The organism is Campylobacter sp. LR291e (assembly GCF_008633915.1).
GTDB lineage: Bacteria > Campylobacterota > Campylobacteria > Campylobacterales > Campylobacteraceae > Campylobacter_D.
Genome location: NZ_VJNV01000015.1, coordinates 128,555 through 152,843 on the forward strand (window position 1 = coordinate 128,555; position 24,289 = coordinate 152,843).

Annotated in this window: 33 protein-coding genes; 16 read left to right on the forward strand and 17 right to left on the reverse strand. The window is 31.5% G+C overall.

What is annotated here, in order from left to right; translation table 11 throughout:
* Positions 1 to 88: 88 nt before the first annotated feature.
* From exbB to hisD, 5 genes are read left to right on the forward strand one after another with little or no spacing between them, the layout of a single operon-like run.
* Positions 89 to 511 carry a TonB-system energizer ExbB gene (exbB, locus tag FMM58_RS03055; protein ID WP_150140264.1) on the forward strand — a complete coding sequence of 141 codons (423 nt, stop codon included), beginning with the start codon at positions 89 to 91 and terminating at the stop codon, positions 509 to 511.
* Positions 504 to 893, forward strand: a complete 390-nt coding sequence (gene exbD / locus FMM58_RS03060; RefSeq protein WP_150140266.1) for a TonB system transport protein ExbD — start codon at positions 504 to 506, stop codon at positions 891 to 893. The genes exbB and exbD overlap by 8 nt, the downstream gene beginning before the upstream one ends.
* Positions 890 to 1,558 (forward strand): energy transducer TonB, encoded by a 669-nt coding sequence (locus tag FMM58_RS03065; RefSeq protein ID WP_150140268.1) that lies wholly within the window; start codon positions 890 to 892, stop codon positions 1,556 to 1,558. The genes exbD and FMM58_RS03065 overlap by 4 nt, the downstream gene beginning before the upstream one ends.
* A 57-nt stretch (positions 1,559 to 1,615) precedes the next feature.
* Positions 1,616 to 2,515 carry an ATP phosphoribosyltransferase gene (gene hisG / locus FMM58_RS03070; RefSeq protein WP_150140270.1) on the forward strand — a complete coding sequence of 300 codons (900 nt, stop codon included), beginning with the start codon at positions 1,616 to 1,618 and terminating at the stop codon, positions 2,513 to 2,515.
* 9 nt (positions 2,516 to 2,524) lie between these two features.
* On the forward strand, positions 2,525 to 3,811 hold the full coding sequence (gene hisD, locus FMM58_RS03075) for a histidinol dehydrogenase (protein WP_150180372.1): 1,287 nt from the start codon (positions 2,525 to 2,527) through the stop codon (positions 3,809 to 3,811).
* Positions 3,812 to 3,967: 156 nt separating this feature from the next.
* Here hisD and FMM58_RS09105 read toward each other — a convergent pair whose 3' ends face one another.
* Entirely contained in the window at positions 3,968 to 4,096 is a 129-nt protein-coding gene (locus tag FMM58_RS09105) for a hypothetical protein (RefSeq protein ID WP_263312654.1), read from the reverse strand.
* A 19-nt stretch (positions 4,097 to 4,115) separates the two neighbouring features.
* Here FMM58_RS09105 and FMM58_RS03080 point away from each other — a divergent pair, with 19 nt between their 5' ends.
* Complete coding sequence (locus FMM58_RS03080; RefSeq protein ID WP_150140274.1) at positions 4,116 to 4,502, forward strand: hypothetical protein; 387 nt, start codon at positions 4,116 to 4,118, stop codon at positions 4,500 to 4,502.
* A 108-nt stretch (positions 4,503 to 4,610) separates the two neighbouring features.
* On the opposite strand, the gene FMM58_RS03085 is transcribed toward FMM58_RS03080, so the two are convergent.
* From FMM58_RS03085 to fliL, 4 genes are all read right to left on the reverse strand, one after another.
* Complete coding sequence (locus FMM58_RS03085) at positions 4,611 to 5,663, reverse strand: HNH endonuclease family protein (protein WP_263312655.1); 1,053 nt, start codon at positions 5,661 to 5,663, stop codon at positions 4,611 to 4,613.
* A 71-nt stretch (positions 5,664 to 5,734) separates the two neighbouring features.
* On the reverse strand, positions 5,735 to 6,886 hold the full coding sequence (locus FMM58_RS03090; RefSeq protein ID WP_150180373.1) for an adenine-specific methyltransferase EcoRI family protein: 1,152 nt from the start codon (positions 6,884 to 6,886) through the stop codon (positions 5,735 to 5,737).
* A 179-nt stretch (positions 6,887 to 7,065) separates the two neighbouring features.
* Entirely contained in the window at positions 7,066 to 7,422 is a 357-nt protein-coding gene (gene acpS / locus FMM58_RS03095) for a holo-ACP synthase (RefSeq protein WP_150151643.1), read from the reverse strand.
* Positions 7,423 to 7,450: 28 nt separating this feature from the next.
* Complete coding sequence (gene fliL / locus FMM58_RS03100; protein ID WP_150139890.1) at positions 7,451 to 7,987, reverse strand: flagellar basal body-associated protein FliL; 537 nt, start codon at positions 7,985 to 7,987, stop codon at positions 7,451 to 7,453.
* A 110-nt stretch (positions 7,988 to 8,097) separates the two neighbouring features.
* Between fliL and FMM58_RS03105 the strand changes: the two genes are divergently transcribed.
* A complete protein-coding gene (locus tag FMM58_RS03105; protein WP_411675285.1) occupies positions 8,098 to 9,456 on the forward strand; it encodes a phosphomannomutase/phosphoglucomutase in 1,359 nt (452 codons plus the stop codon).
* Here FMM58_RS03105 and FMM58_RS03110 read toward each other — a convergent pair.
* Genes FMM58_RS03110 through ilvE form a run of 7 tightly spaced genes read right to left on the reverse strand, consistent with a single transcriptional unit; the run spans position 9,445 to position 14,399 of the window.
* A complete protein-coding gene (locus FMM58_RS03110) occupies positions 9,445 to 10,299 on the reverse strand; it encodes a carboxymuconolactone decarboxylase family protein (protein ID WP_223810442.1) in 855 nt (284 codons plus the stop codon). The two genes, FMM58_RS03105 and FMM58_RS03110, sit on opposite strands and share 12 nt — an antisense overlap.
* Before the next feature lie 40 nt (positions 10,300 to 10,339).
* Positions 10,340 to 10,744, reverse strand: coding sequence for an rRNA maturation RNase YbeY (gene ybeY, locus FMM58_RS03115; RefSeq protein WP_150139888.1), 405 nt, complete (start codon positions 10,742 to 10,744; stop codon positions 10,340 to 10,342).
* Positions 10,741 to 11,355, reverse strand: a complete 615-nt coding sequence (recO, locus tag FMM58_RS03120; RefSeq protein ID WP_150139887.1) for a recombination protein RecO — start codon at positions 11,353 to 11,355, stop codon at positions 10,741 to 10,743. Before recO ends, ybeY begins: the two co-directional genes overlap by 4 nt.
* An 8-nt stretch (positions 11,356 to 11,363) precedes the next feature.
* A complete protein-coding gene (locus tag FMM58_RS03125; protein ID WP_150139886.1) occupies positions 11,364 to 11,876 on the reverse strand; it encodes a DUF2393 family protein in 513 nt (170 codons plus the stop codon).
* Position 11,877: 1 nt separating this feature from the next.
* Entirely contained in the window at positions 11,878 to 12,405 is a 528-nt protein-coding gene (locus FMM58_RS03130; RefSeq protein ID WP_150139885.1) for a DUF2393 family protein, read from the reverse strand.
* Positions 12,406 to 12,413: 8 nt separating this feature from the next.
* Positions 12,414 to 13,475 carry a prohibitin family protein gene (locus FMM58_RS03135; protein ID WP_150139884.1) on the reverse strand — a complete coding sequence of 354 codons (1,062 nt, stop codon included), beginning with the start codon at positions 13,473 to 13,475 and terminating at the stop codon, positions 12,414 to 12,416.
* Positions 13,476 to 13,484: 9 nt separating this feature from the next.
* Positions 13,485 to 14,399 (reverse strand): branched-chain-amino-acid transaminase, encoded by a 915-nt coding sequence (gene ilvE, locus FMM58_RS03140; protein WP_150139883.1) that lies wholly within the window; start codon positions 14,397 to 14,399, stop codon positions 13,485 to 13,487.
* A gap of 119 nt (positions 14,400 to 14,518) precedes the next feature.
* Here ilvE and FMM58_RS03145 point away from each other — a divergent pair, with 119 nt between their 5' ends.
* The 8 genes from FMM58_RS03145 to mreC all read left to right on the forward strand — a co-directional run bounded on the left by FMM58_RS03145 (position 14,519) and on the right by mreC (position 20,698).
* Entirely contained in the window at positions 14,519 to 14,725 is a 207-nt protein-coding gene (locus FMM58_RS03145; RefSeq protein ID WP_150139882.1) for a tautomerase family protein, read from the forward strand.
* Positions 14,722 to 15,177, forward strand: coding sequence for a thioredoxin-dependent thiol peroxidase (gene bcp, locus FMM58_RS03150; protein WP_150180374.1), 456 nt, complete (start codon positions 14,722 to 14,724; stop codon positions 15,175 to 15,177). The genes FMM58_RS03145 and bcp overlap by 4 nt, the downstream gene beginning before the upstream one ends.
* 6 nt (positions 15,178 to 15,183) lie before the next feature.
* Positions 15,184 to 16,260, forward strand: a complete 1,077-nt coding sequence (locus FMM58_RS03155; protein WP_150180375.1) for an epoxyqueuosine reductase QueH — start codon at positions 15,184 to 15,186, stop codon at positions 16,258 to 16,260.
* Between the two features lie 151 nt (positions 16,261 to 16,411).
* The gene (gene fabZ / locus FMM58_RS03160) at positions 16,412 to 16,852 is read left to right on the forward strand and encodes a 3-hydroxyacyl-ACP dehydratase FabZ (protein ID WP_150139879.1); all 441 of its coding nucleotides are present in this window, start codon (positions 16,412 to 16,414) and stop codon (positions 16,850 to 16,852) included.
* Positions 16,852 to 17,640 carry an acyl-ACP--UDP-N-acetylglucosamine O-acyltransferase gene (gene lpxA / locus FMM58_RS03165; RefSeq protein ID WP_150151581.1) on the forward strand — a complete coding sequence of 263 codons (789 nt, stop codon included), beginning with the start codon at positions 16,852 to 16,854 and terminating at the stop codon, positions 17,638 to 17,640. The genes fabZ and lpxA overlap by 1 nt, the downstream gene beginning before the upstream one ends.
* Positions 17,633 to 18,907, forward strand: a complete 1,275-nt coding sequence (gene clpX, locus FMM58_RS03170; RefSeq protein ID WP_150139877.1) for an ATP-dependent Clp protease ATP-binding subunit ClpX — start codon at positions 17,633 to 17,635, stop codon at positions 18,905 to 18,907. The genes lpxA and clpX overlap by 8 nt, the downstream gene beginning before the upstream one ends.
* A gap of 11 nt (positions 18,908 to 18,918) precedes the next feature.
* Positions 18,919 to 19,959 carry a rod shape-determining protein gene (locus FMM58_RS03175; RefSeq protein ID WP_150139876.1) on the forward strand — a complete coding sequence of 347 codons (1,041 nt, stop codon included), beginning with the start codon at positions 18,919 to 18,921 and terminating at the stop codon, positions 19,957 to 19,959.
* Complete coding sequence (gene mreC, locus FMM58_RS03180) at positions 19,949 to 20,698, forward strand: rod shape-determining protein MreC (protein WP_150139875.1); 750 nt, start codon at positions 19,949 to 19,951, stop codon at positions 20,696 to 20,698. Before FMM58_RS03175 ends, mreC begins: the two co-directional genes overlap by 11 nt.
* 56 nt (positions 20,699 to 20,754) lie before the next feature.
* Here mreC and FMM58_RS03185 read toward each other — a convergent pair whose 3' ends face one another.
* Both FMM58_RS03185 and FMM58_RS03190 read right to left on the reverse strand, forming a co-directional pair.
* Positions 20,755 to 21,081: a hypothetical protein gene (locus FMM58_RS03185; RefSeq protein WP_150180376.1), complete on the reverse strand. Its 327-nt coding sequence runs from the start codon at positions 21,079 to 21,081 to the stop codon at positions 20,755 to 20,757.
* 3 nt (positions 21,082 to 21,084) lie between these two features.
* Entirely contained in the window at positions 21,085 to 21,429 is a 345-nt protein-coding gene (locus FMM58_RS03190) for a hypothetical protein (RefSeq protein ID WP_150139873.1), read from the reverse strand.
* Positions 21,430 to 21,550: 121 nt separating this feature from the next.
* Here FMM58_RS03190 and FMM58_RS03195 point away from each other — a divergent pair, with 121 nt between their 5' ends.
* Positions 21,551 to 21,772, forward strand: a complete 222-nt coding sequence (locus tag FMM58_RS03195) for a 4'-phosphopantetheinyl transferase superfamily protein (RefSeq protein ID WP_150180377.1) — start codon at positions 21,551 to 21,553, stop codon at positions 21,770 to 21,772.
* Between the two features lie 23 nt (positions 21,773 to 21,795).
* Here the strand turns inward: FMM58_RS03195 and FMM58_RS03200 are convergent, their stop codons facing one another.
* The 3 genes from FMM58_RS03200 to FMM58_RS03210 are packed head-to-tail and all read right to left on the reverse strand — an operon-like array spanning position 21,796 to position 24,288.
* The gene (locus FMM58_RS03200; RefSeq protein ID WP_150180378.1) at positions 21,796 to 22,815 is read right to left on the reverse strand and encodes a DNA adenine methylase; all 1,020 of its coding nucleotides are present in this window, start codon (positions 22,813 to 22,815) and stop codon (positions 21,796 to 21,798) included.
* Positions 22,812 to 23,492 carry a restriction endonuclease gene (locus FMM58_RS03205; RefSeq protein ID WP_150180390.1) on the reverse strand — a complete coding sequence of 227 codons (681 nt, stop codon included), beginning with the start codon at positions 23,490 to 23,492 and terminating at the stop codon, positions 22,812 to 22,814. The genes FMM58_RS03200 and FMM58_RS03205 overlap by 4 nt, the downstream gene beginning before the upstream one ends.
* A gap of 1 nt (position 23,493) precedes the next feature.
* The gene (locus FMM58_RS03210) at positions 23,494 to 24,288 is read right to left on the reverse strand and encodes a DNA methyltransferase (protein ID WP_150180379.1); all 795 of its coding nucleotides are present in this window, start codon (positions 24,286 to 24,288) and stop codon (positions 23,494 to 23,496) included.
* Position 24,289: the final 1 nt, after the last annotated feature.

The following is a 24,289-nucleotide window of genomic DNA, read 5'->3' on the forward strand; positions in this document are numbered from 1 at the left end:
GTTTTTATTTTAAAGAAAAATGATAATATATATTAAAGTAAAATTTATTTTTATGATATATAATATCAAAAATTTTTGGAGCTTTGATATGGAATTTTTAAAAGAATACATAGATATAATTATCTTTGCTATACTTGGTTTAATGGCCTTTATCGCATTTTGGTGCGTTATTGAAAGAATTTTATTTTTTAGAAAGCTTAATTTTTCAGATTTTGCTAATCAAGAAAACTTTGATGATGCAATAAGTGAGAATTTAACGACTATTTATATAATATACTCAAATGCCCCTTATATAGGGCTTTTAGGCACGGTTATAGGCATTATGGTTACCTTTTATGAAATGGGTTTGGCTGGAAACATAGATGTTAAGGCCATTGTTATAGGACTTTCCTTGGCCTTAAAGGCTACTGCTCTTGGGCTTTTAGTAGCAATACCAGCTCTTATGGCGTACAACGCATTGCTTAGAAAAACTGCACTTTTAAGCAATGCTTATAGGCAAAAAAATGCTTAAATTACCACATAATGAGGGCTTAAATATCGTCCCTTTTATAGATATTATGCTAGTTTTATTAGCCATTGTGCTAAGTATTTCAACCTTTATAGCCCATGGAAAGATTAAGGTAAATTTACCACCTAGTGAAAATAGCGTTAGTATAGATGATGATAAACAAAAATTAATTATTGCCATTGATAAGGACAATATTTTTTATGTAGATGATAAAGAAGTTCAGCTTGAAACGCTTAAAACGCATATAGATTTATTAGAAAAGGCTACTATCGTAGAATTAAAAAGCGATAAGGATGCTAAATTTGAAAGCTTTGTACAAGTAATTGACATGCTTAAAGCAAAAGAACATGAAAATTTCCAAATTTTAACGGAGAAAAACAGATGAATGCCTTAATTACACACCATAAATTTCACGCCCTTTATATAACCTTTGTATTTTTTTCTCCTTTAATGTTTTTACTATTTTCTTCTGTGGTATTTTTTAAACTAGATTTTCAGCCAAGAGAGGAAAGTTTTTCTCTAGCAATGAAACAATTTGTTAGCACTCCAGCTTCTCAAGTTATGCCAACTACTCAGCCACCCACACCGGTAGTAAGCAAACCTGAACCTATAATTAAGCCCATTAAAAAGCATCACCATAAAAAAAAGCATATTAGAAAAGAAGTAATAGCTCAGCCTGTACCAAGTGTAGTTAATACAAATGAAAATGTAGCAAGTGTTGCAAATGAAGTCTCAAGTCAAGGTCCAAGCCTTGAAAGCTTTAGCCAAAGTGATGATAATGCCTTTTTAAGAAAAATGAGAAAGGCTATTGAATCAGTAAGAGAATACCCAAGACAAGCAAGAAAAATGCACCTAGAAGGCGTAGTAACAATAGAATTTTTATGGAAAGAAAATAAAAGTCTAGGTTATGTCAAAATACTTAAAAGCTCAGGTCATAAAGTCCTAGATGAAAACGCCATAGCAAGCATAAAAAAGGCAGCAAATTTTTTCCCATATTATAAAAATGACGCACGCATTACAATGCCTATTGCATATTCTTTAATAAAGTAGAAAATTTTAAAGACTTTTATGCTAAAATCAAGCCTTAAATTTAATTAAGGATAAATTATGCTTAATAATAGTCGTTTGCGTATAGCTATTCAAAAATCGGGTAGATTATCAAAAGAATCAATAGAACTTTTAAGGGCGTGTGGCGTTAAAATGCATATACACGAACAAAGCTTGATTGCAGTAAGTACAAATTTAGCCATAGATATATTTAGAGTAAGGGATGATGATATACCAGGGCTTATCTTTGATGGGGTTGTAGACCTTGGCATTATAGGCGAAAATGTCTTAGAAGAAAACGAACTTGAAAGAAAGTCCTTAGGAGAAAATATACAATATAAAAATCTTAAAAAGCTTGATTTTGGATATTGCAGACTCTCACTTGCCTTGCCCGTAAATGCTAAATTTGAAAGCATAAAGGATTTTGAAGGACTAAGAATAGCTACTTCTTATCCTCAGCTTTTAAAAAGATTTATGAAAAAACATAATATAAATTATAAAAATTGTCTTTTAACAGGTTCAGTAGAAGTAGCCCCAAGGGCAAATTTAGCTGATGGAATTTGTGATTTAGTTTCAAGTGGGGCTACCTTACAAGCAAATGGCTTAAAAGAGGTAGAAACGATTTATGAATCAAGGGCTTGTTTGATACAAAGGCAAAGCGAGTTAGACTCACAAAAACAAGAATTAGTAGATAAAATTTTACTTCGCGTTAGTGGGGTTATGCAAGCAAGAGAAAGTAAATATATCATGCTTCACATTAAAAAAGATAAGCTTGATGATATTATTTCTTTATTGCCAGGGCTTGAACACCCTACTATTTTACCACTTGCACACGATGAAACAAGCGTTGCTTTACATATGGTAAGTAAGGAAAATTTATTTTGGGAAACTATGGAGGCCTTAAAATTAAAAGGGGCTAGTTCTATTTTAGTTTTACCTATTGAAAAAATGCTTAAATAAGGAGAAAAAATGCAAATTGTTTCTTATAATGATTTAAATGAAAATGAAAAAAAAGAAGTTTTAAAAAGACCTGCAATTAGTGCTAAGGATGAACTTAGCAAGATAGTTAAAAATATTATTAGTGATGTTAGAAAAAGAGGCGATGTTGCCTTAATCGAACAAGCCCTTAATTTTGATAAGGTTGAAATTTCTAGTATAAAAGTTAGTAAAGATGAGATTGAAGAGGCAAGTAAAAGGGTTAATACAGAGTTAAAAGAGGCTATAAATTTTGTTTATAAAAATATCAAAAAATTTCACGAGGCCCAAATTTTTGAATCTATAAGGGTTGAAACCATAAAGGGCGTAGTGTGTGAGTTAGTTAGCAGACCTATTGATAAGGTAGGACTTTATATACCAGGTGGACTTGCCCCCTTACTTTCAACTACCCTAATGTTAGCCATTCCTGCAAAGATAGCAAAATGTGAAAAAATCGTCCTTGCAAGTCCTGCAAAGATAAATGATGCTATTTTGTATTGTGCGAATTTATGTGGAGTAGATGAGATTTATCAAATGGGTGGGGCAGGGGCGATTGCAGCCCTAGCTTATGGTACAAATTCAGTTTGCAAGGTGGATAAAATTTTTGGTCCCGGAAATTCCTTTGTTACAGAGGCCAAGGCACAAGTAAGTGCTGATATTAATGGAGCTGACATTGATATGCAAGCTGGACCTAGCGAGGTCTTAGTTATCGCTGATGAGAGGGCAAATGTTAAATTTGTAGCTTCTGATTTACTTTCTCAGGCCGAGCATGGGACTGACTCGCAAGTTATTTTAGTATGTTTAAGCAAGGAATTTGCAAAAAAAGCAGATGAAGAAGTAAAATTTCAACTTGAAAAATTATCAAGAAAAGAACTAGCCACTAAAAGCATAGCAAATTCAAGGATTATCATAGCTAGTAATTTAAATCAAGCTGTAGAAATTTCAAATTTTTACGCCCCAGAACATTTAATAATACAAACTGAAAATCCAAGGGCTTTAGTTAGTGATATAAAACACGCAGGGTCGGTTTTTCTGGGTGCATATTCTCCTGAGTCAGTTGGGGATTATGGAAGTGGGACAAATCATGTTTTGCCAACTTATGGGTTAACTAAAACGCATTCAAGCCTAAATTTAGCTGATTTTACTAAAAAAATGACCTTGCAAGAATTAAGTCGCGATGGCTTTAAAGCCCTTGGAAAAAGCATTGAACTTTTAGCAGCAGCAGAATCACTAGATGCTCATAAAAATGCTGTAAGCTTTAGGTTACAAGCCCTAACATAATCTTTTTTAAAGCAAGAATTAAAAAAAATATAATGCTACTTTTGAAATTCTTTAAAAGGAGCATTATGCGTGGTATTATCTTAGATACGTTACTATAAGTGGCGATGATGGTAATAGATACTCATTTGTCTTGGATGAGATTAGGAATTTAGATGGTCAAAGTATAAATTCGCTGATAAATGCACAAGTGGATTTTGAAGTCGATGCAATAACACAAAGGGCGTTTTTATCATGAAAAAGCTTTTCACTAGATTCTTTTAATGATGGTAGTCTATCGCCAATCAAGTTAAAGGCCTATATTTATTTGGTTTGTTCGCTTTTGTTTATGATACCAAGTGCTGGTTGGTTTTTTTGGGGAATAGGTTTTGTATTTTTAGTACTAGCTTCTATGAGTATAGCTAAAATAGCAAAGGTATCCTTAGTACCTAACATATTCTTAGCCTTTGGACTCTTCTTTTTTGGTATGTTGCTTATATTTTTCAATATAGCCACTTTACTTTGGGGTGGAGATTATACTTTAATCATAATAGGCTTTATAATGTTTCTTGCAAGTATATATTTTTATTACAGATTCTACAAAGTACTAGCCCTTGCTACAAATGAAAGATTTTTCCTTTATACCTTTTTTGCTAAAGCAGCCTATACTTTATCGTTATTCTTTATTTTTATACCTTTTTTGGTTGGTTTATAATCTATTTTTTACTAGTTGTTTCAGTTATAGTAGAAATCTTTGCTTGGATAAACTTTAAGGAAATTAAAACTATCAATTAATGTTTGTGGTGTTTTGCACCACAAATTTTTACTTATTTGATTTAGTTCTATTACAAGTCTTACAAAGCATTTGACAATTTTGCTTTTCTGTCTTTCCGCCTTTGCTCCACGGCTTTATATGGTCTGCTTCCATTTGTTCTATGTCACATTTCTTGTTGCATTTTTTGCAGATTCCATTTTGCGCCTCAAAGACTTCTCGCTTGATATTCTCGCTAAATGTGCGCAAATTCAAATGCTTTTCATTGCCACTTAGTGCATACGCATAAATTCCCTTTTTGCTTTGTATCTCGTCATCTTGCATTAATGCCGAGATTTTTTCCTCCAGCTCGTCTTTATCCAAGCTTTTATCCTTAAACTCATTGTAGAAAAGTCCCCATTCTAGCCCTTTCATCTCTTTGCGGTATTTTGGGAATTTCATTTCCACCCAGTCAATCACATTACAAAAATATCCCCATAATTTATCTGAGTTTTTCTCATCTTTTGCCACCTTTGCCATATATTCGCAAATCGCCTTATCATCGCCTTTTTTCTCATAGCTTATGCCCGTAATCCAGCTTAAAGCTAGCTCTAAAATCTCCTGCCTTATTGCCATCGCGCTTATGTATTTATTGCCTTTTTGTTCGGCTAGACAACTTCTTTTGCTAAATCTCCTTTTTGCATCACTTAGCCACGCGCTCGTGTAAATGGCATTTCTTAGCTCTTGCTCGGCTAGTTTCACGCCAGCGATATTTATCACTCTAAACCATTCTAGCTTCTCGCTATCGCTTCCCTCGCAAACATAAATCATCAATTCATAATCCAAAAAATTCTCTTTTTCGTTATTTTCTAAATTGTGAAAATATCGTTCATTGACAGAAAAATTGCCCTCGTAATATTCGCAAATACTAATCGTTCGTTGCTGTCCGTCCAACACCTCAAATTCGGGCGAATCCTTATCCTCCGTCTGCCTTACCCAATAAATCGAATTTAGCGGAAAGCCTCTTGAAATCGTTTCAATCACGGCGTTTCGTTGTTTTTCTTGATAGACAAATTCCCTTTGATACTTTGGGCGAATGTTTAGATTTCCGCTATACGCGCCCACTTGCGAAGTCTCCTCATCGTTGAAATAGTCTTTTACTAAATCTCGGATTGTTATTCGTTTTAAGTCTATTTTCATTGTTTTTCCTTTGGATTTTTGTTTTTGATTAGGATTCTTGCGTAAATACTAGAATACAACTCTCCTGTTTCACAATCTTGAAATGCCGGCTTTTCATCAGTTTTTGGATTAAATTTTCTATAAAGCGTTCCTTTGGCATTAAAGGTAAATTTTCCCGTTGGCAAGCCATTTTTATCTAAAATTTCCATTTTTTTATTACAGCTAAATTCAATAGAACCTACTATCCCTAATGCTAAAATATCGAATTGCTCGGGATTGTGTTTATCTAAAAAGGTTATTGGCACACCCATAACACCTTCATAATCTAGCGGAATCTCGCTCGTTTTATCCACATTTATAGCGTCATAATTGTCGTATTTTGGATATTTACTAGAATCTTTATAGTAACTAGCGATAGTCTCTAAATTTTCGTGTCGTTTTTTAATGTCTAGGTTTGTGAACCAGCAAATATTTCCCATAGAACGCCATTTTTGTCCATTATCATCTATCCAAAATCTTGTAGTCTTTTCTTCATAATCACTAGGTACTTTAAAGGCACAATAAGATAGACTTGAGCCAAGCCAAATTTGATTGTTTTTAATAAGTTTAAAAATTTCTTTATAAGTTATAGCATTTTGATTGCCGATAATCACAAATTTTTTATCATATTCCACTAGTTGCGCGACATATTCGCGAAATAAAGAAAATGGAGGATTTGTTACGACTATGTCGCTTTGTTTTAAGAACTTTATGCACTCATCGCTACGAAAATCACCGCCTTGTTTTAGCGTAATTTGTGGAGGATTCTTTTGGAAGTCGTTTCTCTCTCTCTCTCTCTCTCTCTCTCTTATTGTGTCTTTATCAAGAAGGCTAGGACTTATATATTCTTTGTTTTTGGCGACCATTTCGCGCGTGAGTTTTTCTGCGTAAGAATCGCCATCTTTATTGTAATGCGTGGTAATTAGGGATTTTAAGCTTAAAACTTCAAAATTCAATCTAAAATATCGGTGGAAATTACTATATTTAGGGTCATCGCAATTGCAGAAAATAACCTTGTCTTTGAAATGTTCTTTGTAATGTTTTAGCTCGTTTTCTATGTCGCTAAGTTGCGTGTAAAACTCGTCTTTCTTGGCTTCCTTAGCATTGTGTAAATTGTCATTTTTTGCCATTTGTAGTCTTTTTGCTAGTATTTATGAGTAAAATTATATAAAATCAAAACTTAAATTTATGCAAATATGCCTTTTTTGTTTGCTTATACAAAATGATATTAATTTAAAAAAATTTAGAATATTAAAATTGTACTAAACAAGGATTATTTAAAAAATAAAAGGCAGATGTTTTTCAGCAATTAATTTTTAATATCCACAACCACAACGGCCATTGCGAAATTTAAATCGTGAGATATACTAAGGCTTGAAGATTTAATATTAAAATATTTTTTAAGTTTTTTTGAGAATTTAAAAAAGGGTGAGCCATTTTTATCCTTACAAATTCTTATATCAAAAAAGCTACACTTCTTAGAAATTCCAACACCCAAGGCCTTACTTAAGGCCTCTTTCGCAGCCCAAAAACCAGCTATTGAATTTATAGAATGAATTATTTTTTGTTCTTTTTTGCTTAAAAATTTATCTAAAAATTTAGTGCTAAAATTATCATGTAATCTTTTTATACGATTAATGCTTACTAAATCACAACCCGTTTTTATCATGTTAAAAAAGCAAGAAAATCTTGCTTTATGATATTACAAAGTCAGCAAAAAAGACATTTTTAACAAAGCCATCGGTTAAAATTTCATTAATCTTACCGACAAGTTCATCTTTTAATCTTTCCTTGCCCTTTGCAGTGCCTACTTCTTCATAGGTTTTTGAAGTAAGCGTTCTAATGATAATGTCTCTTATAACAACCACCTTTTTTTCAAGTTCTGGCTGTAAAAGCTCGGTATTTTGTTCAAGTTGAATAGTGCATTTTACATATCTTGTGCCACTATCGCTTAGTAAATTTAGGGTAAATGGGTCAAGTGGATACATAGGACCTATATTTGAATAATCACTACCCCTAGAACCAGATTGTTTTTTAGCTATATTTTTATTTTTGCTTGTTTCTTGTGGTGCTTCTGTAACATTTTCATCGCTTGAAGTTGAAGTAATAAGCCAAGCGATAACGCCCATAAAGCCGATTAACAAGACAAATAGCAAAATAACTATTATAATGACAAAGGACCCACTTTTTTTCTTCTTCGCCTCGCCACCTTCTACTACTTCTTCTTCCATAATTTCCCTTTGTTTAATGAATTTAATGTAAAATTGTAGCAAATTTTTTTTTTCATTCCAAATTTTTTTAAGGTAAATTTGGAAATTTTATGAAATTTAAGGATAGATTAATGTTAGATGTAATTTTTAGAGAATATGATATAAGAGGGCTTTATGGCAAAGAATTAAACGAAAAAAGCGTTAAGGCAATAGGTTTTTGTCTTGGTAAAAAAATGCTAGAAAAAGCTTGTAAAAATGTAAGCGTGGGTTATGATGCAAGATATAGTGCAAATGAACTTTTTAATTATCTTGTAAGTGGACTAAATGCTACTGGTATAAGTATTTATAATATAGGGCTTGTGCCTACTCCACTAGGGTATTTTAGCTTATTTGAAGGTAGGAAATTTGACGCAAATATTATGATAACTGGTTCTCACAATCCAAAGGATTATAACGGCTTCAAAATCACTATTAATAGGGAGAGTTTCTTTGGACAAGATTTAAAAGAACTTTCAAAAGAAGTTAGTAAGCATTTAAACGATGATATAAAAGATGATTTGAGAACTCAAAATTATGATATTTTAAGCCTGTATGTTGATTTTATGAGTAAGCAATTTGCTCATTTAAAAAGCTTTAATTATGATTTTTTAATTGATTGTTCAAATGGGGTGGCTGGGGTTGTGATTGAACCCTTAATGAAGGCTTTAAATTTAAGATCTAGTATTTTATTTGCAAAACCTGATGGCAATTTTCCAAACCATGCACCAGACCCTACTGAAACGCAAAATTTAAAACAAGCACAAGAATTTTTAGAAAAAAATCCTAACACAAAAATAGCCTTTGCTTTTGATGGAGATGCTGATAGAATAGTGGCTTTAAACAAAAATCATATATTTTGTGGGGATGAGCTTTGTTATTTGTTGGCAAGGGATATTGATAATCCTAGAATTTTAGCAGAAGTGAAGTGTTCTAAAAATCTTTTTGATGAGGTGGCTAAATTTGGCACTATTTTTATGGGAAAAACAGGGCATTCAAATATTAAAAAAATGATGAAAGAATTAAATATTGATTTAGCAGCAGAAGTTAGTGGTCACATATTTTTTAAGCATAGATATTTTGGTTATGATGATGGAATTTATGCCTTTTTACGCACCCTGGAATTAATTTATAAGGGCTTTGATTTACAAGGTTTAATTGATACTTTGCCAAAACTTTATACCACGCCTGAGATTAAAATAAGTGTAGATGAGGATAAGAAATTTAAGATAGTTGAAGAATTTAAAAAAGTGGTTAAAAATGCGAATTTAAAGGGCGTTAAAGAATATTGTGAGATAGATGGCGTAAGGATAAATTTTAACGATGGTTTTGCACTTTTAAGGGCTTCAAATACCAGTCCTTATTTAATAACTCGTTTTGAAGCCACTACAAAGCAAAGGGCAAGTGAGCTTGAAAAAACTATTTTTGATATATTAAATAGTTTAAGCCTTTAAGCTAATCTCATCTATCGCATTAATGGCATTTAAGCTTCTAGGATAGCCTATGTATGGGATTAAGGCAGTTACCACATTAATAAGCCTTTGTCTGTCATTGCCCATATTTAAATTTCCTCTTACATGTCCTTTTACTTGTTCTTGAGCCCCTCCCATAGAGATTAAATAAACAAAGGTTAAAAGTTCTCTAAATTGTAAATCCAAACCCTGTCTTGTATAATAATCCCCAAAACAATTAGCCGATAAAAAGGTTCTAATGTGCTTATAATCTTTAGGAGTTTCATCATTTGCTTTATCAATAATATCTCCAAAAATCTTTTTTTGAACGCTAAGCCCTTTTTCAAAACGTTCATTATACTTAACCCTGCCTTGTTCTTTAAGTGGCAAGGCTATATTAAATTCCTTATAAATTTCATTTGTGGCATTTATAAAATCAAGCACTTTAGGCATTCCTACATAAGCACTTGCTTGATAAATCATTTCTTTAATGGCTACTGGATTAACGCCGTTATTTAAGGCTGCCCTTAGGGTGATTTTAAACTCACTTAATGCAGGGATTGATACAAAACAAGCTAGACTTATTAACAAATATTCTTTAAGTTCTAAATTTGACGCCCTTAACGTCTCATCAAAGGCAAAATTTACATAGTTTTCAAAATACTCAGTATCGCTTTGTGCTAAGTCAATTAATGGCGATTTGGTATTTGAAAAAAGTTTGTCAAAATTTTTTTGTGCCGTTTTTGTAAATTTCATTTCTTTCTCCTTTGCTAATAAAAGCGTGTCAAAACTCATTAATAAAGCTGTTAAAATAACGCTTTTCTTTAAAAAATTACGTCTTTTCATGTGTACTCCTTAAAGTATATTATAAAGCATAATAGCTAGTCTAAGTCAAGGTCCTTATTATTAAACTTGTTGGTAGATTAAAATATTTTATTAATTCTTCTTCTTTTTTTCTCATTTGTCCCTCATCTACTTCGTGATCATAACCTAATAAATGAAGCATTGCATGTATGAAAAGTAAAGATAGTTCATCATTTAAACTATGATTAAACTCCACGGCCTTTTTTTTAGCTAAATCCAAATTTATAACTATACTTCCAAGTGGTAAATTTGGTATTATGGCTTGCAAGGGAAAGGATAAAACATCGGTACTTTTATCGATATTTCTGTGAGTTTTGTTAATTTCTTGCATTGTTTTATCATCAACAAAAAGTAGTTCTATATCCTTATCGCTTAAAAAAATAGCGATTTTTTCTAAAAATTTACAATCTTCATCACAAAGTATCATAAGCCCTCTTTAATCAAAGCATAAAGTTCATTTATCTCATCATCATCAAAAACCGAAGAATTCTTACTTTCATAAAATTCTTTTAATTTATCCTTATTAAAACCATAACTTTGAATACACTCATAATGGGCGGGTAAAAACGCCCTTACAAGTACTATATTTTGCGTAATTTTTTCATCGCATACAAAGCAAGTAAATTTTTTATGAAGTCTTCCCTCATGTTCTAAAATTCGCACATAAGCATCGATTATAATGCGTTTTGGATTTTGTTTATCAAATTTTTTCACGCACTCATTTAAAAGTTCAAAATAAAAATTATCAATACTTTCAACCCCATTTAAATGCTTATACAAAAGTCTTATAAAATCTTGCCATATAAGCATTTTTTCCCTTTGAAAAAGCCAGTAAAAGCCTATATGCAAGACATCTTTTAAGCGAGGTAAGAAACGTGAATTTTCTTCTAGGGCAAAGTCTATTTTATAGCCTGTTAAAATACTTGAATGCCTAAGTCCATAAAAACGATAGGTTTTAAAAATAGCCTTTTTACTTAGTATAAAAACGATTAAATCTTCATCTTTAACCCTTTGAGTATGCAATACAAAACCTTGCATTTAAGCCCTTAAATACATTTTAAGATATGATAAAATTGAGGTATGTTAAATTGTGGTGGAAAGGGGACTTCGGCTTGAAAATCCTTGTAAGTATTACCGGGCAAGTAATCTACAATCTCTATAGTATAAACAGCACTTGTATTTTTCATTTGAGCACTTTTTATATTTTTATTATCAAAAACCTCGCCACCAGTAACCTTTTTATTGGTAATTGTAAGATGCAAATAACATTTTTTTATATCATATTTTGTTAAATTTTCAACCCTGCCAGATACTATAACGCTTTCATTTTTTAAATTTCTAGCGTATGTTAGTTTGATTAAGTCAGCTTGAGTTATAAATTGATTAATCATAGAAAAAACAGAATATATTAAAATCGCTGTAAAAATGGTAGCTATGGTATAGGCTATTAAAACAAATTCTTTTTTTGTCTTAACCTTTAAAAAAATCAATACACAAGCTATAACATAAAGGGCTATAAAAATCAAAAGGCTTAACCAGTGAAATAAAGTAAAATGCATTTTAAAAACACTCCGAGCTAATTTTTAGACTATAATTTCCTTCTGGGTTAAAATTTTCAAAAGAAATTCTTTGGGGCTTACTAGCATTTTTTTTAAGTTCTTTTAAATTCACGCTTTTCTTGCGATATGCTATAAATTTATCCTTATAAACTTGGACAAAATCAGTACTATTGCTATCTTTATAAATTTTAGCTACGACGCTACACTCATTAAAATCATGCTTTGAAGTATTTTTAATATCAAAATCTAAAATTAAAGCACCAGTACTTGGTATAATCCTTTGTTGAGATATAAAAATTTCTCTTTTTCTTACCTCAAAATCAATAAAACGATATCCATAAATATACACAAAAACACAAGCAATTATATCAAAGGCTATTACCATTAAGGCAATAATAGGGCGATGCCTTAAAAATACACATAAAAATAAAATGCAAACGAAAAGAAAAAAAACAAATAATATTAAGGCATAATCAACCGTGTAAAAATGGCTCGTATAAAAAAGTACTATTTGTCTTAATCTTTCCACTTTTTTACCTAATTTGAATTTATAGCACTTTGCCTTTTAGTATCCTTTGTATCCACCCATATATTTGGAACTGCCCCACCTGGTGTTAGGAAAATTTTAGCATCATTATTTACCTTTAAGGCATCATTAAAGGCCTTTTGTGTTTCAATTTGCCTTAAATTTAATAAAGGATTATTTAAACTTTGTGCTATTTCTTTATTTGCGTAAGCTTGTGCATCGGCTTCAATCCTAGCAGCATCAGCACGGCCTCTTGAACTAATAATAGTAGCATTTGCCTCGCCTTCTGCTAAGGTGGCCTTTTTGATAGCTTCTTGGGCTGCTCTTTCTGCTTCTTGTTTTGCAATTTGTACTAGTTCAATTTGCTGTTTAACTCCTGTTGGCAAAACAATTTCTCTAAGTTGAACCGAATTTAAAGTAACGGGGTGATTTGGCAATGCAGCTATAGTTCTACCTATATCTTCGTTAATTTGCTGTGCTATTGCATTACGATTTGCAGGCAATTCCTCGGCCGTATACTTACCAACCACGCTACGAACGACATCTCTAACTGTAGGATCTATGATTTTATCCTCCCAGTTTACATTCCAAGTAGCTATTGTTTGAGGGACTACATTTTCATTTAAGCTATATTGCACTGTTACATCTATTGAAACGCTAAGCCCTCTACTATCTAAAACAGAGATTGAACTTTTATTAATCACACCTGAACCTCTTTGCAAAGAACTTTCATTAACGCCTTCAACAGAAGCATAGGTCATTTGTCTAACCTTAGTATCTACAACTATGATTTTTTGCAAGATAGGTATAAAAAAATGAAGTCCAGGGCGAAGTGGTTCTGAACTAAATTCCCCCGTAGTTACCTTTATGCCCATTTCACCTGAATTTACAATGGCAAAAGGCTTTGCAACGGCTAATAAAACGATAATTATAAAAACTATAGTAAGCCATGGTGATAATTTTGAAAAGCCCTTAAAATTTAAATCAGGGGCTTTAAAATTGAAATTTCTATTAGAATTGCTATTTGAGTTTGAATTTTTTTTATTAAAATAATCATTTAAATCTGCTGGCATTTAAATCCTTTAAATATAAGTTAGCATAGATGCAAATTTTTCATTGCGTCCATAAACTACATCAAAATATGCATCTTGAAGTTTTTTAGTAAGACTTCCTCTTGTACCATTGCCTATTTTTCTTGCATCTATTGTATTAACCGGGGTAATCTCAGCTGCAGTTCCTGTTAAAAAGGTCTCGTCTGCTGTGTAGGCCTCGTCCCTTGTAATCCTTTGTCTAAGTACTTCAATACCTAAGAATTTAGCTATTTTAATGGTAGTATCCTGGGTTATACTTTTTAATGAAAAATCATTTGGAGGAGTGATTAAAACCCCATCTTTTACTATAAAAAAGCACTCTCCTGTACCTTCTGCTATAAAGCCTTCTTCATCAAGCATTAAGGCTTCTTCGTAACCACACTCGACGGCTTCGTATTTTGCAATTTGTGAATTTAAATAATTTGCACTAGCCTTTGCCTTATTCATAGAAGATTTAACGCTATTTCTAGCAAGGCTTGAAATTTTAACCCTAATGCCTTTTTCTAAACCCTCATCTCCTAAATAAGCCCCCCATTGCCAAGCAGCTATACCGACTCTAACAGGGGCTTTTGCATGGTAAAGTCCCATAACACCATCGCCTAAGAAAATCAAAGGTCTTATATAGGTATTTTCTTGAAAATTATTTGCTCTTAATAGTTCAATTTGAGCTTTTTCTAAATCATCTTGAGAATAAGGACAATTTAAAAGGGTAATTTTAGCCGATTCTAAAAGCCTTTTTGTATGTTCTTTTAGTCTAAAAATTGCTAAACCCTTATTTGTTTTATAAGCCCTAGTACCTTCAAAAACAGCATTCCCATAATGTAAAGAATGTGTTAAAAAATGCAAGGTAGCATCTTTAAAATCAACTAACTTCCCATCAAGCCAAATTTTATCTGCCTTAATCATCATTTTACCTTTATTTAAATTTAAATGTGAGATTTTAGCAAAATTATACTAACAATAAAATAAAGTTTATTTATTATTAATTTTAAGCTATACTTTCAAAAATTTTTAAAGGAGATAAAATGCCTATTGTTCATATTACAACAGCAAAACCAGCTTTAAGCAAAGAAGAAAAGGCAAATTTGATTGCTGATATAACTGAGCTTTTAAGCACAAAATACAATAAAAATAAAGAAAGAATAGTGGTTATGATAAAAGATATTGACCCTTTTGATATAGGTTTTGGTGGTATTAGCGTTGAAGAAATTAAAAATCGGGCTAGTAAATGAGTTTAAAAGTAGGTGATAAGGCACCTGATTTTTGTCTTTTAAATAGCGATGGGGTAGAAATTTGTCTTAAAGATTTATTAGGTAAAAAAATAGTTTTGTATTTTTATCCAAAAGACAATACGCCAGGTTGTACCCAACAAGCTTGTGATTTTAGTGAAAATTTTGATAAATTTAGCGATAAAAATGCCATAATTGTAGGTATTAGTCCTGATTCAGTGAAAAGTCATACAAAATTTAGTGATAAATTTAAGTTAAAACATATTTTATTAAGCGATGAAGACAAAGAAGTATCAAAGGTTTACGGCGTTTGGGGACTTAAGAAAAATTATGGAAAAGAATATGAAGGTATTATAAGAACTACTTTTATTATCGATGAAAAAGGAAAAATTATTCAAATTTATCAAAAGGTTAGCGTTAAAGAACATGCCTTAAAAGTGTTAGAAAGTCTTTAAATTTCAATGCTAGTTCATATTTGTTGTAGCGTGGACAGTCATTTTTTTATAAGTGAGTTAAAAAAAGCTTATCCAAATGAAAATTTAATAGGCTTTTTTTACGATCCAAATATACACCCTTATAGTGAATATGAACTTCGCTTTTTAGATGTTAAAAGGAGTTGTGATAAATTGAATATCAAACTTTATAAGGGTGAGTATGATTATGAATTGTGGCTAAATTTGGTTAAGGGTCTTGAAAACGAACCAGAAAAGGGTAAGAGGTGTAATGTTTGTTTTGATATAAGGATACAAAAAAGTGCCCAATTTGCTAAAAAAATAGGCGAAAAAAAACTTACTACTACGCTTTTAACTAGTCCTAAAAAGGATTTTACTCAACTTGAAAACGTCTTAAAAAAGGAATGTAAGCCCTATAATATCGAAGTAATTGCACCTGATTTTAGAAAAAATGGTGGCACTCAAAGACAATTTGCCCTAGCAAAGAAAGAAAGGCTTTACCATCAAAATTATTGTGGTTGCTTGTATGCACTTTCTAAACAAAAAGAAAATAAAAATTTTATAGCTGAGTTTATATCACCTATTAATAAACAAATTCTTCCAGCTAGTATAGAAGAGAAAAAAAATTTTTATAAAAAGCTTAATAATTTAGAAAAAAAGGGCGTTAATTTTGAACTTGTTAGGGAAAAATTTTTAAATTATCGCTTGCTTTTTGGACTTGTGAAATTTAATAAAAAGCCTGTAAAAACGCATATTTTATTTTATTCTCATTTTAAAAACTCATATACAAAATTTGCTTTAAACGATGATATAAAAGGAATTTATAGGTCCTTAAAAGATGAGCTTGTTTTGCTCGATTTTAATTTTTTAAATGCCCTTTGTAAGAATAAATTTAAAGATTTTAATGATTTTTTAAAAAGGTCTCTTAGCATAAAACAAGAAATTTTGCTTAGAAAAAAGCTTTTTGATGATTATAATCTTAGTGGGGTAATTATCTTTGAAGAACTAAAAAAAGGAAGTTATGAGTTTATTTGCAGGAATGAAATTTATTTTGATACAAGGGAAAAAATTATTAAAATTAATTAGTGTTTAATTTAAAAATGTAAAATTACCTTTTTAAAAACGCAAAAGCTAACTAAAATTAAAAAAAATTTTAAATTTTTAGCCTTGCTTTTATGCTTTTATAATATTTATTTTTGTAAAATTAAAGATTGTTATTTTTAAAGGTTTAAAGCTTATGATTGATATAATGCAAATTCAAGCAATTTTGCCACATAGATACCCTTTTTTGCTAGTTGATAGGATAGTAGAGTTAAAAATAGGTGAATTTGTAAAAGGTTATAAAAATATAAGTATTAGCGATGCTGTATTTATGGGACATTTTCCTAATCACCCTATTTATCCTGGTGTTTTAATCTTAGAGGGAATGGCACAAACTGGTGGTGTTTTGGCCTTTAAAAGCATGCACGATGAGATAAATCCTGCTGAAAAAGTAGTTTATTTTACTGGTATTGATAATGCTAAATTTAGAAACCCTGTTCGCGTAGGCGATAGGCTTGATTATGAAATGAATGTAGTTAAAAATCGTGGTGCTTTATGGGTTTTTGAGGGTAAGGCTCTTGTAAATGAAGTTTTGGTCGCACAGGCTGAACTTAAAGCTATGATAATGGATAGATAATGCAAAAAATACACCCAAGTGCTGTCATAGAAGATGGGGCTATAATCGGTGATGAGGTTGAGATAGAAGCCTATGCCTTTGTAAGTAAAGAAGCAAAAATAGGCAACAAAGTTATTATAAAACAAGGTGCAAGGGTGTTAGCAAACACAAGTATAGGCGATGGAAGTAGAATTTTTTCCTATGCTATTATAGGTGATATTCCACAAGATATCTCTTATAAGGATGAGCAAAAAACAGGGGTTATTATAGGAAAAAACGCTGTTATAAGGGAATTTAGCACTATAAATTCAGGCACAGCTAAAGGAGATGGCTTTACAAGAATTGCTGATAATGCTTTTATAATGGCATATTCTCACATAGCACATGATTGCGTTTTAGGAAGTAATATTATCTTAGCAAATAATGTTACCTTAGCTGGTCATGTTGAAATTGGAGATTTTAGCGTGGTTGGTGGGCTTACTCCTATTCATCAATTTGTTAGGGTTGGTGAGGGTTGTATGATAGCAGGCGCATCTGCCTTATCGCAAGACATAGTGCCTTTTTGCTTAGCTGAGGGCAATAGGGCTAGTATTAGAAGTTTAAATTTAATCGGCCTTCGTCGTAGATTTGATAAAGAAGAGGTTGAAATTTTAAACAAGGCTTATAAATTTTTATTTAGAAAGGGTGATTTAAAAGAAAATGCTAAAAATTTGTTACAAACAAATGATAATGAAAATGTGAAAAAAATGTGTAATTTTATACTTGAAACGAAGAGAGGAATTCCTATTTATAGAGGTAAAAATGGCTAAGACTTGTAATTTTTGTGGCGAAGAAGAAAGTGCTGATAGAAGAATTCTAGCAGATGAAACGGATAGTGTTTGCATTTGCGAATATTGTATCGGTGGGGCTTATGGTATCATTTATGGTGAAGAAGATAATCTAGAAAAATTAGATAATCTAGACTTGCATGGACACGGACATACTTTCCATGGTGGTTCAGATTATGGATTAAAAAATTTAACACCTAAGGAGTTAAAGGCCTATTTAGATCGCTATGTTATCGGGCAAGAACAGGCTAAAAAGATTTTTAGCGTAGGTGTTTATAATCATTATAAAAGATTATTTAGAGCTAGTTCAAGGCTGGATTTAAAGGATGATGATACAGAATTATTTAAATCAAATATCTTACTAGTTGGACCTACTGGAAGTGGAAAAACACTTTTAGCACAAACCTTAGCTAGATTTTTAGATGTGCCTATTGCAATTTGTGATGCTACTTCCTTAACCGAGGCTGGTTATGTTGGAGAGGATGTTGAAAATATCCTTACAAGATTAGTACAAGCTGCTGATGGCGATGTAGAAAGGGCTCAAAAGGGCATTGTTTTTATAGATGAGATAGATAAAATTGCTAGAATGAGTGAGAATCGTTCTATTACAAGAGATGTTAGTGGAGAAGGCGTTCAACAAGCTTTACTTAAAATTATAGAAGGCTCACTAGTAAATATACCACCAAAAGGAGGTCGAAAACACCCAAATCAAGACTTTATACAAATTGATACCTCAAATATTTTATTTGTTTGTGGTGGTGCCTTTGATGGCATACAAGAAATTTTAAAACGCAAACTTGGCGACAAGGTTATGGGTTTTTTTGATGAAGGCGATAATAAAAAAAATAAAGAATTGCTTGAAAAGATAGAACCTGATGACTTAGTGCATTTTGGATTGATACCTGAACTTATAGGTAGATTACATATAATTGCTACCTTAAATGAGCTTGAAGAAGATGATATGATTAGGATATTAACAGAGCCAAAAAATGCAATTATTAAGCAGTATCAAAAGCTTTTTGCAATTGATGATGTAAATTTGAAATTTGAAGATGATGCGATAAGGGCTATTGCTCAATTAGCCTTAGAACGCAAAACAGGGGCGAGAGGACTTAGGAGTATCATAGAAGAAATGATGGTTGATTTAATGTTTGAATTACCAGATTATAAGGACTATGATATTATTATTACAAAAGAGGTTGTTTGCGAAGGTGCAAAGGCCTTATTTATAAAAAGAAAAATCAGCTAAAAAGGGTTAAAATGATACTAGACCAGCTTATAGGATTTTTTTCCAGCGATATGGGTATAGATTTAGGCACAGCAAATACACTTGTGCTTGTTAAGGATAAGGGCATTGTGATTAATGAACCTTCTGTTGTTGCGGTTGAACGCGAAAGATATGGCTTTAAGGCTAAAATTCTAGCTGTTGGCAAGGAAGCTAAGGAAATGGTGGGTAAAACACCAGGCAACATAGAAGCCATTCGCCCTATGAAAGATGGCGTTATTGCTGACTTTGATATGACAGAAAAAATGATTCGTTATTTTATAGAAAAAACTCATCGTAGAAAAAGTTTTTTACGTCCTAGAATTATAATTTCAGTTCCTTATGGTTTAACTCAAGTTGAGAGAAAGGCAGTTAAAGAAAGTGCATTAACAGCTGGTGCAAGAGAGGTATTTTTGATAGAAGAGCCTATGGCTGCAGCTATTGGGGCAAATTTACCTATACAAGAACCAAAGGGAAATTTGGTTGTTGATATCGGTGGTGGCACTACTGAGATTGGCGTTATATCACTTGGTGGTCTAGTTATTTCAAAATCCATTCGCACAGCTGGTGATAAGCTTGATATGAGTATAGTAAATTATGTAAAAGAAAAATATAATTTAATTATAGGCGAAAGAACAGGCGAAGAGATTAAAATGGAGATAGGTTCAGCAATCCAACTTCCAAAAGAACTTTCCATGGTAGTAAAAGGACGCGACCAAGTAACTGGCTTATTAAGTAGAATCGAATTAACTAGCGAGGATGTTAGGGATGCTATGAAAGAACATTTAAAAGAAATAGCTGATGCTTTGAAAATCGTTCTTGAAATGATGCCACCAGACCTTGCCAGCGATATAGTTGAAAATGGCGTTGTTTTAACAGGTGGTGGGGCATTGATTCGTGGCTTGGATAAATATTTATCTGAGATTGTTCGCCTACCTATTTATATAGCTGATGAACCTTTATTAGCTGTTGCAAAAGGCACAGGTAAGGCTTTGGAAGAAATTTCATTATTGCAACAATTAACTAATGAAGAATAAAGTAATTTATGTATTAATTTTTGCTTTTTTAGTATTTGTCTCCTTTTATTATGGGGGACTCATTAAAAAAAATGTATTAGTTGTAAATGACTATGTGATTAAAAGTGCATATGATTTTAAGGACTTTGTAAGTGAAAAAATTTCTATACATTTTAATCAAATAGAACAAATTGAAAATTTAAAAGAAAAAAATGAAAAATTAGAAAGCCTAGGTATGCTTGTTGGTACCCTTTCAAACGAGATAAATAGGCTTTTAGAAGATAAAAACTCTACGCATTTTTTACCTAATGTTAGCTTAGCTCGCGTTATTTCTTATGTACAAATGAATGATTATACTAAAGTTTGGCTTGATGGTACAAAAAGTACTCCAAATAAAAATAAGGGCTTACTTTATCAAGGATATAGCGTTGGAATTTTAATAGACAAAGACGCAAGACCAATGGCCCTTTTGCAAGGCGATGAAAAGTGCATTTTTTCTGTTTATATAGGAGATAACAAAGCTCCCGGCTTTATACAAGGGCATAATGGTAAAATAATGGTAAAATACATTCCAAGATGGGCTAGTTTTAAGGTAGGGGATGAAATTTTAACAAGTGGACTTGATAATATCTTTTTTGCTGGTGTTCCTGTTGGGGTAGTAACTAGGGTTGTGGATGAAGATATTTATCTAAGTGCAGAAGTTAAGCCTTATGCTCAGCTTAATATACCTGCTTATGTTTATGTTATAGATAGATTATAAATTTGAAATTTTTTAAATAGAAAATGCAATTCCTACAAGTAGAAATTGCAAAAAATTCAGTTTCTAACACCTTGTTTTTTAACTAACATAGACTTTATAACGCCCTTTGGGTCAGTATAAAGTAAGTAAGCAATCCACACCACCAAGGCCAAGGCTATGACAGCTAAACCAAGATAAAAATCATTTAAAAGTTCTACAGGATTGATATTAAAAAATTCCTCACCTTCTTCTAAATATCCAGCTACAGCATCGCAAAACCACATGATTGACGCACCCCAAAACATCCAGCATAGCATACCGAGTTTCATATCACTTTCTAAGGCGTTTTTGTACCATAAGGCTGTGCAAAATACCGCAGCAAAAATAGTTATTAATAAAGTCATAATTTAAGCCTTTGCAACTTGTCTATTTTCGATTTTTTCAGCCACAAAGCACATTATAAGCCAAACTATAGTTATAGCCAAAGACATTGAAACGCCAACAGTTGCCATTTCATCAAGCATAACAGCAGTGTCTTCAGCACTATTCATAGCCGTTAAAAAAGGAGGCATTACGCTTATTTCTCCATGCCATAAATGTTCAAATGCTAACAAAAAAGCACCACCAAAAGAAAGTTTAGTAAGCCATGAAAATCTTTGAGCAATCTTTGCTCCATTCACCCTACCCTTAAACAACTTAGTTAAAACTGCACTAACAATGCCTTCACTACCAGGGACTATAAAGCAAGCCATTTTGTATCCTTTGTAATTTAATTTAGACATTGATTTTATAATAAAAAAATTTTTTACACAAGCCCTAAGGGGCATATTAATATTAAATTTTAAGCAAAAAAATAAACTTTAAATTTAGTAATTGATTCTTTGGGCTACAAAAAAGGCTTTAAGTAAGGCCTTGGGTATTGGAATTTCTAAGAAGTGTAGCTTTTTTAATATAAGAAATTGTAAGGATAAAAATGGCTCTCCCTTTTTTAAATTCTCAAAAAAGCTTAAAAGGCATTTTAAGATTAAATCTTCAAGCTTTAGTATATCTCACGATTTAAATTTTGCAATGGCCGTTGTGGATATTAAGGGTTAATTAAATATATTTAGGTATGAGTTTTATCCATCTTTATTTAATATATGCAAATATTCTATAGTACTATTTTGTTTTTGTGTTCTTTTACTATCTGCTTTAAATCTTTGGTGTATTTTGGTACTTAGTTCATATTTTCCATATTTTTTAAAGATATTTTGAATTTGTTCTAAACTTAACAACCCCTCATCGTTATAGCTTAAAAATATAAATTTAAAATTTGCATTTTTGATGATGAATTCTAGCTCATTTTCAACGCTCATTTTTTTACACCACGCGGATTTTTCATAGTATCTTAATCCTGTTTTTCCTTGAGGAATAAAATCATCATAAATTGCGATTGAATTTAGTAAATGATAGTTTGCACCATACTGTCTAGCATTATAAGGTGGGTCCAAATATAAAATATCTCCATTTATTTTGGTAATCAAATCCCTTGCATTCTCATTGAAAATTTGAGGCTCATTTATCCCATTGCAAATTTCAAAATTGGCTGGACTTAAAATCATTTTTTTTTGAGCAGATTTTTTAAGATGTTTTAGAAATGCCCCATAAACTGAGGCAGTATTTGCGACCTTGTCGGCGGATTCTAAAAGCGAGGCTAATAAAAAGAAATATTCATTTTCATTGATAGAATTTTCTTGTTTTAACTCTTCTATTTTTGTGCGAATAGTATCTATTTTTTTAGCATTTTCATCACTGAAATATTGCCTATTTTCACCACCACCTAAAGCATAATGAGTGAAAATTTTTCCTTTAATCAATAAAGTTGCGTCATTTAGACTATCCAAAAGCTTGCCAATCTCGTTTAATTTTATGTAATTTCCTATATAATTTTTTGCCAAAACGAAGCTATAAAATTCTTTATCATTTACGATAATTTGTTTAACCTTACCTTTAAAAAGTTTAGAAACTGCACAACTTCCAGCAAATAAATCGCAAAAAATACTTTGACTTAAAGGCTTTGCATTATGTCCTTTTAAAGTGTTATCAATATTTTCAAACAAAAAATCCGAAAGCCTAAACTTTGAGCCTATATAATTCATTTTTTTTCTTGTGAGTAAAGTTTTTGCATTATAAAATTACTCGCTTCTTTGACAATTTTCTTTATGCTCTCTTTGCGATATTGCACTGGGTCATATTGATAACAACCTACACAGCCAATTTCATCATTATAATTTTCGTCGCCTTGATAAAATTCATAGGGATTGCCTAAGATATTTTTTGCATTCCATCTTTTATTTGTTTCTTTACATTTTTTACAAATTTGTCTTTTAATATCATTTGCCGCCTTGCAAAGTGGCTGAAAATCCTCTAATTTTTGCGTTTTTATATTGCTTATTCTAAAATCATTTTTTCGTCCATTCTTATGGTCTATTTCTATTTTTGTATTTTCGCTTTTACCATTTACACCAAGCATTACACAATTTTTATTTTTATAAAAATCTTTTATATCTTTTCTTATGTGTTGTGAAAATTGTTGCGTTTTATTAAAACCATTGAGCTTAATTCTATCAATAGAATTTCCACTTGTTTTGCTTTTATCAAATTCTATATTATATTTTTTAGCCAAAGTGCTATTAGCTCTACACCAACTTCCACCATTTCCCAATGCCAAATCTTTATAATCTCCTATAAATTCATTGACATTCACCCATCTTGAGATTCCATTTTTATCTGGTTTTGCAAGTTCTAAGAAAAGTTGCGTTTTAGTCTTTTTTATTTCAAAATTCCTTTTTAAAAACAAAAATATATTCGTGCTTAAAAATATAATAATCACTTTTTAATGCCCTATATCGCCATATTGCATTTGTGCCTAGTTTGCCACGATTTCCTTCAATATTTTTGATGATAATTCCCTTAAGCTTCACCCTAAAATTTTTCTTAACAAGATTCATACATTCAAATGCCAATGGCTTTACTTCGCTTTCCTTATACACATCGCCGATAACCAAAGCAAAATAACGATTTTTATCCAAAAAATGTAGCGCATTTTGCAAGCTTAATAAAAATTTATCCAAAAACTCATTTAGGTTTGAAATATTGCTTAAATCTTCTTTTTTATCACCAAACTTGATTATATCCATATATGGTGGGTGAAAAATTATAAATTGCACACTTTTGTTGCACAGATTAGGCAAGGCGATACCAAGATGATTTTGCATTTGTTTTAAATTTGTATTATCACAAAGTCCCAAATAATAACGATTCAAATCAATATTGCCAAAATTTTGCGAAGCGACATTTAGGACATTTTCATTTATGTCAAGCCCTATGCACTTTCTTTTAAGTTTTTCACACTCAATTAGCGTGGTCCCACTGCCCAAAAATACATCAAGGACAATTTCATCTTTTTTCGTGTAACGAGTGATTAGCTGGCTTGGAATCTGTGGTATGAAATTGCCATGATAATTATTTTTATGTTTTCCACTTTTATCTCTATGTTGAATAATCCATAAAGAATCTGTATTAATATCCAAATTTTTCCATTCCGTTAAATTTAAATCATTATATTTCATT

Bases quoted from the DNA above. Each gene is read 5' to 3' on its own strand.
- exbB (WP_150140264.1), top strand. From the start codon at position 89: ATGGAATTTTTAAAAGAATACATAGATATAATTATCTTTGCTATACTT.
- exbD (WP_150140266.1), top strand. From the start codon at position 504: ATGCTTAAATTACCACATAATGAGGGCTTAAATATCGTCCCTTTTATA.
- FMM58_RS03065 (WP_150140268.1), top strand. From the start codon at position 890: ATGAATGCCTTAATTACACACCATAAATTTCACGCCCTTTATATAACC.
- hisG (WP_150140270.1), top strand. From the start codon at position 1,616: ATGCTTAATAATAGTCGTTTGCGTATAGCTATTCAAAAATCGGGTAGA.
- hisD (WP_150180372.1), top strand. From the start codon at position 2,525: ATGCAAATTGTTTCTTATAATGATTTAAATGAAAATGAAAAAAAAGAA.
- FMM58_RS03090 (WP_150180373.1), bottom strand. From the start codon at position 6,886: ATGGCAAAAAATGACAATTTACACAATGCTAAGGAAGCCAAGAAAGAC.
- fliL (WP_150139890.1), bottom strand. From the start codon at position 7,987: ATGGAAGAAGAAGTAGTAGAAGGTGGCGAGGCGAAGAAGAAAAAAAGT.
- FMM58_RS03105 (WP_411675285.1), top strand. From the start codon at position 8,098: ATGTTAGATGTAATTTTTAGAGAATATGATATAAGAGGGCTTTATGGC.
- FMM58_RS03110 (WP_223810442.1), bottom strand. From the start codon at position 10,299: ATGAAAAGACGTAATTTTTTAAAGAAAAGCGTTATTTTAACAGCTTTA.
- ybeY (WP_150139888.1), bottom strand. From the start codon at position 10,744: ATGATACTTTGTGATGAAGATTGTAAATTTTTAGAAAAAATCGCTATT.
- recO (WP_150139887.1), bottom strand. From the start codon at position 11,355: ATGCAAGGTTTTGTATTGCATACTCAAAGGGTTAAAGATGAAGATTTA.
- FMM58_RS03125 (WP_150139886.1), bottom strand. From the start codon at position 11,876: ATGCATTTTACTTTATTTCACTGGTTAAGCCTTTTGATTTTTATAGCC.
- FMM58_RS03135 (WP_150139884.1), bottom strand. From the start codon at position 13,475: ATGCCAGCAGATTTAAATGATTATTTTAATAAAAAAAATTCAAACTCA.
- ilvE (WP_150139883.1), bottom strand. From the start codon at position 14,399: ATGATTAAGGCAGATAAAATTTGGCTTGATGGGAAGTTAGTTGATTTT.
- FMM58_RS03145 (WP_150139882.1), top strand. From the start codon at position 14,519: ATGCCTATTGTTCATATTACAACAGCAAAACCAGCTTTAAGCAAAGAA.
- bcp (WP_150180374.1), top strand. From the start codon at position 14,722: ATGAGTTTAAAAGTAGGTGATAAGGCACCTGATTTTTGTCTTTTAAAT.
- FMM58_RS03155 (WP_150180375.1), top strand. From the start codon at position 15,184: ATGCTAGTTCATATTTGTTGTAGCGTGGACAGTCATTTTTTTATAAGT.
- fabZ (WP_150139879.1), top strand. From the start codon at position 16,412: ATGATTGATATAATGCAAATTCAAGCAATTTTGCCACATAGATACCCT.
- lpxA (WP_150151581.1), top strand. From the start codon at position 16,852: ATGCAAAAAATACACCCAAGTGCTGTCATAGAAGATGGGGCTATAATC.
- clpX (WP_150139877.1), top strand. From the start codon at position 17,633: ATGGCTAAGACTTGTAATTTTTGTGGCGAAGAAGAAAGTGCTGATAGA.
- FMM58_RS03175 (WP_150139876.1), top strand. From the start codon at position 18,919: ATGATACTAGACCAGCTTATAGGATTTTTTTCCAGCGATATGGGTATA.
- mreC (WP_150139875.1), top strand. From the start codon at position 19,949: ATGAAGAATAAAGTAATTTATGTATTAATTTTTGCTTTTTTAGTATTT.
- FMM58_RS03185 (WP_150180376.1), bottom strand. From the start codon at position 21,081: ATGACTTTATTAATAACTATTTTTGCTGCGGTATTTTGCACAGCCTTA.
- FMM58_RS03190 (WP_150139873.1), bottom strand. From the start codon at position 21,429: ATGGCTTGCTTTATAGTCCCTGGTAGTGAAGGCATTGTTAGTGCAGTT.
- FMM58_RS03200 (WP_150180378.1), bottom strand. From the start codon at position 22,815: ATGAATTATATAGGCTCAAAGTTTAGGCTTTCGGATTTTTTGTTTGAA.
- FMM58_RS03210 (WP_150180379.1), bottom strand. From the start codon at position 24,288: ATGAAATATAATGATTTAAATTTAACGGAATGGAAAAATTTGGATATT.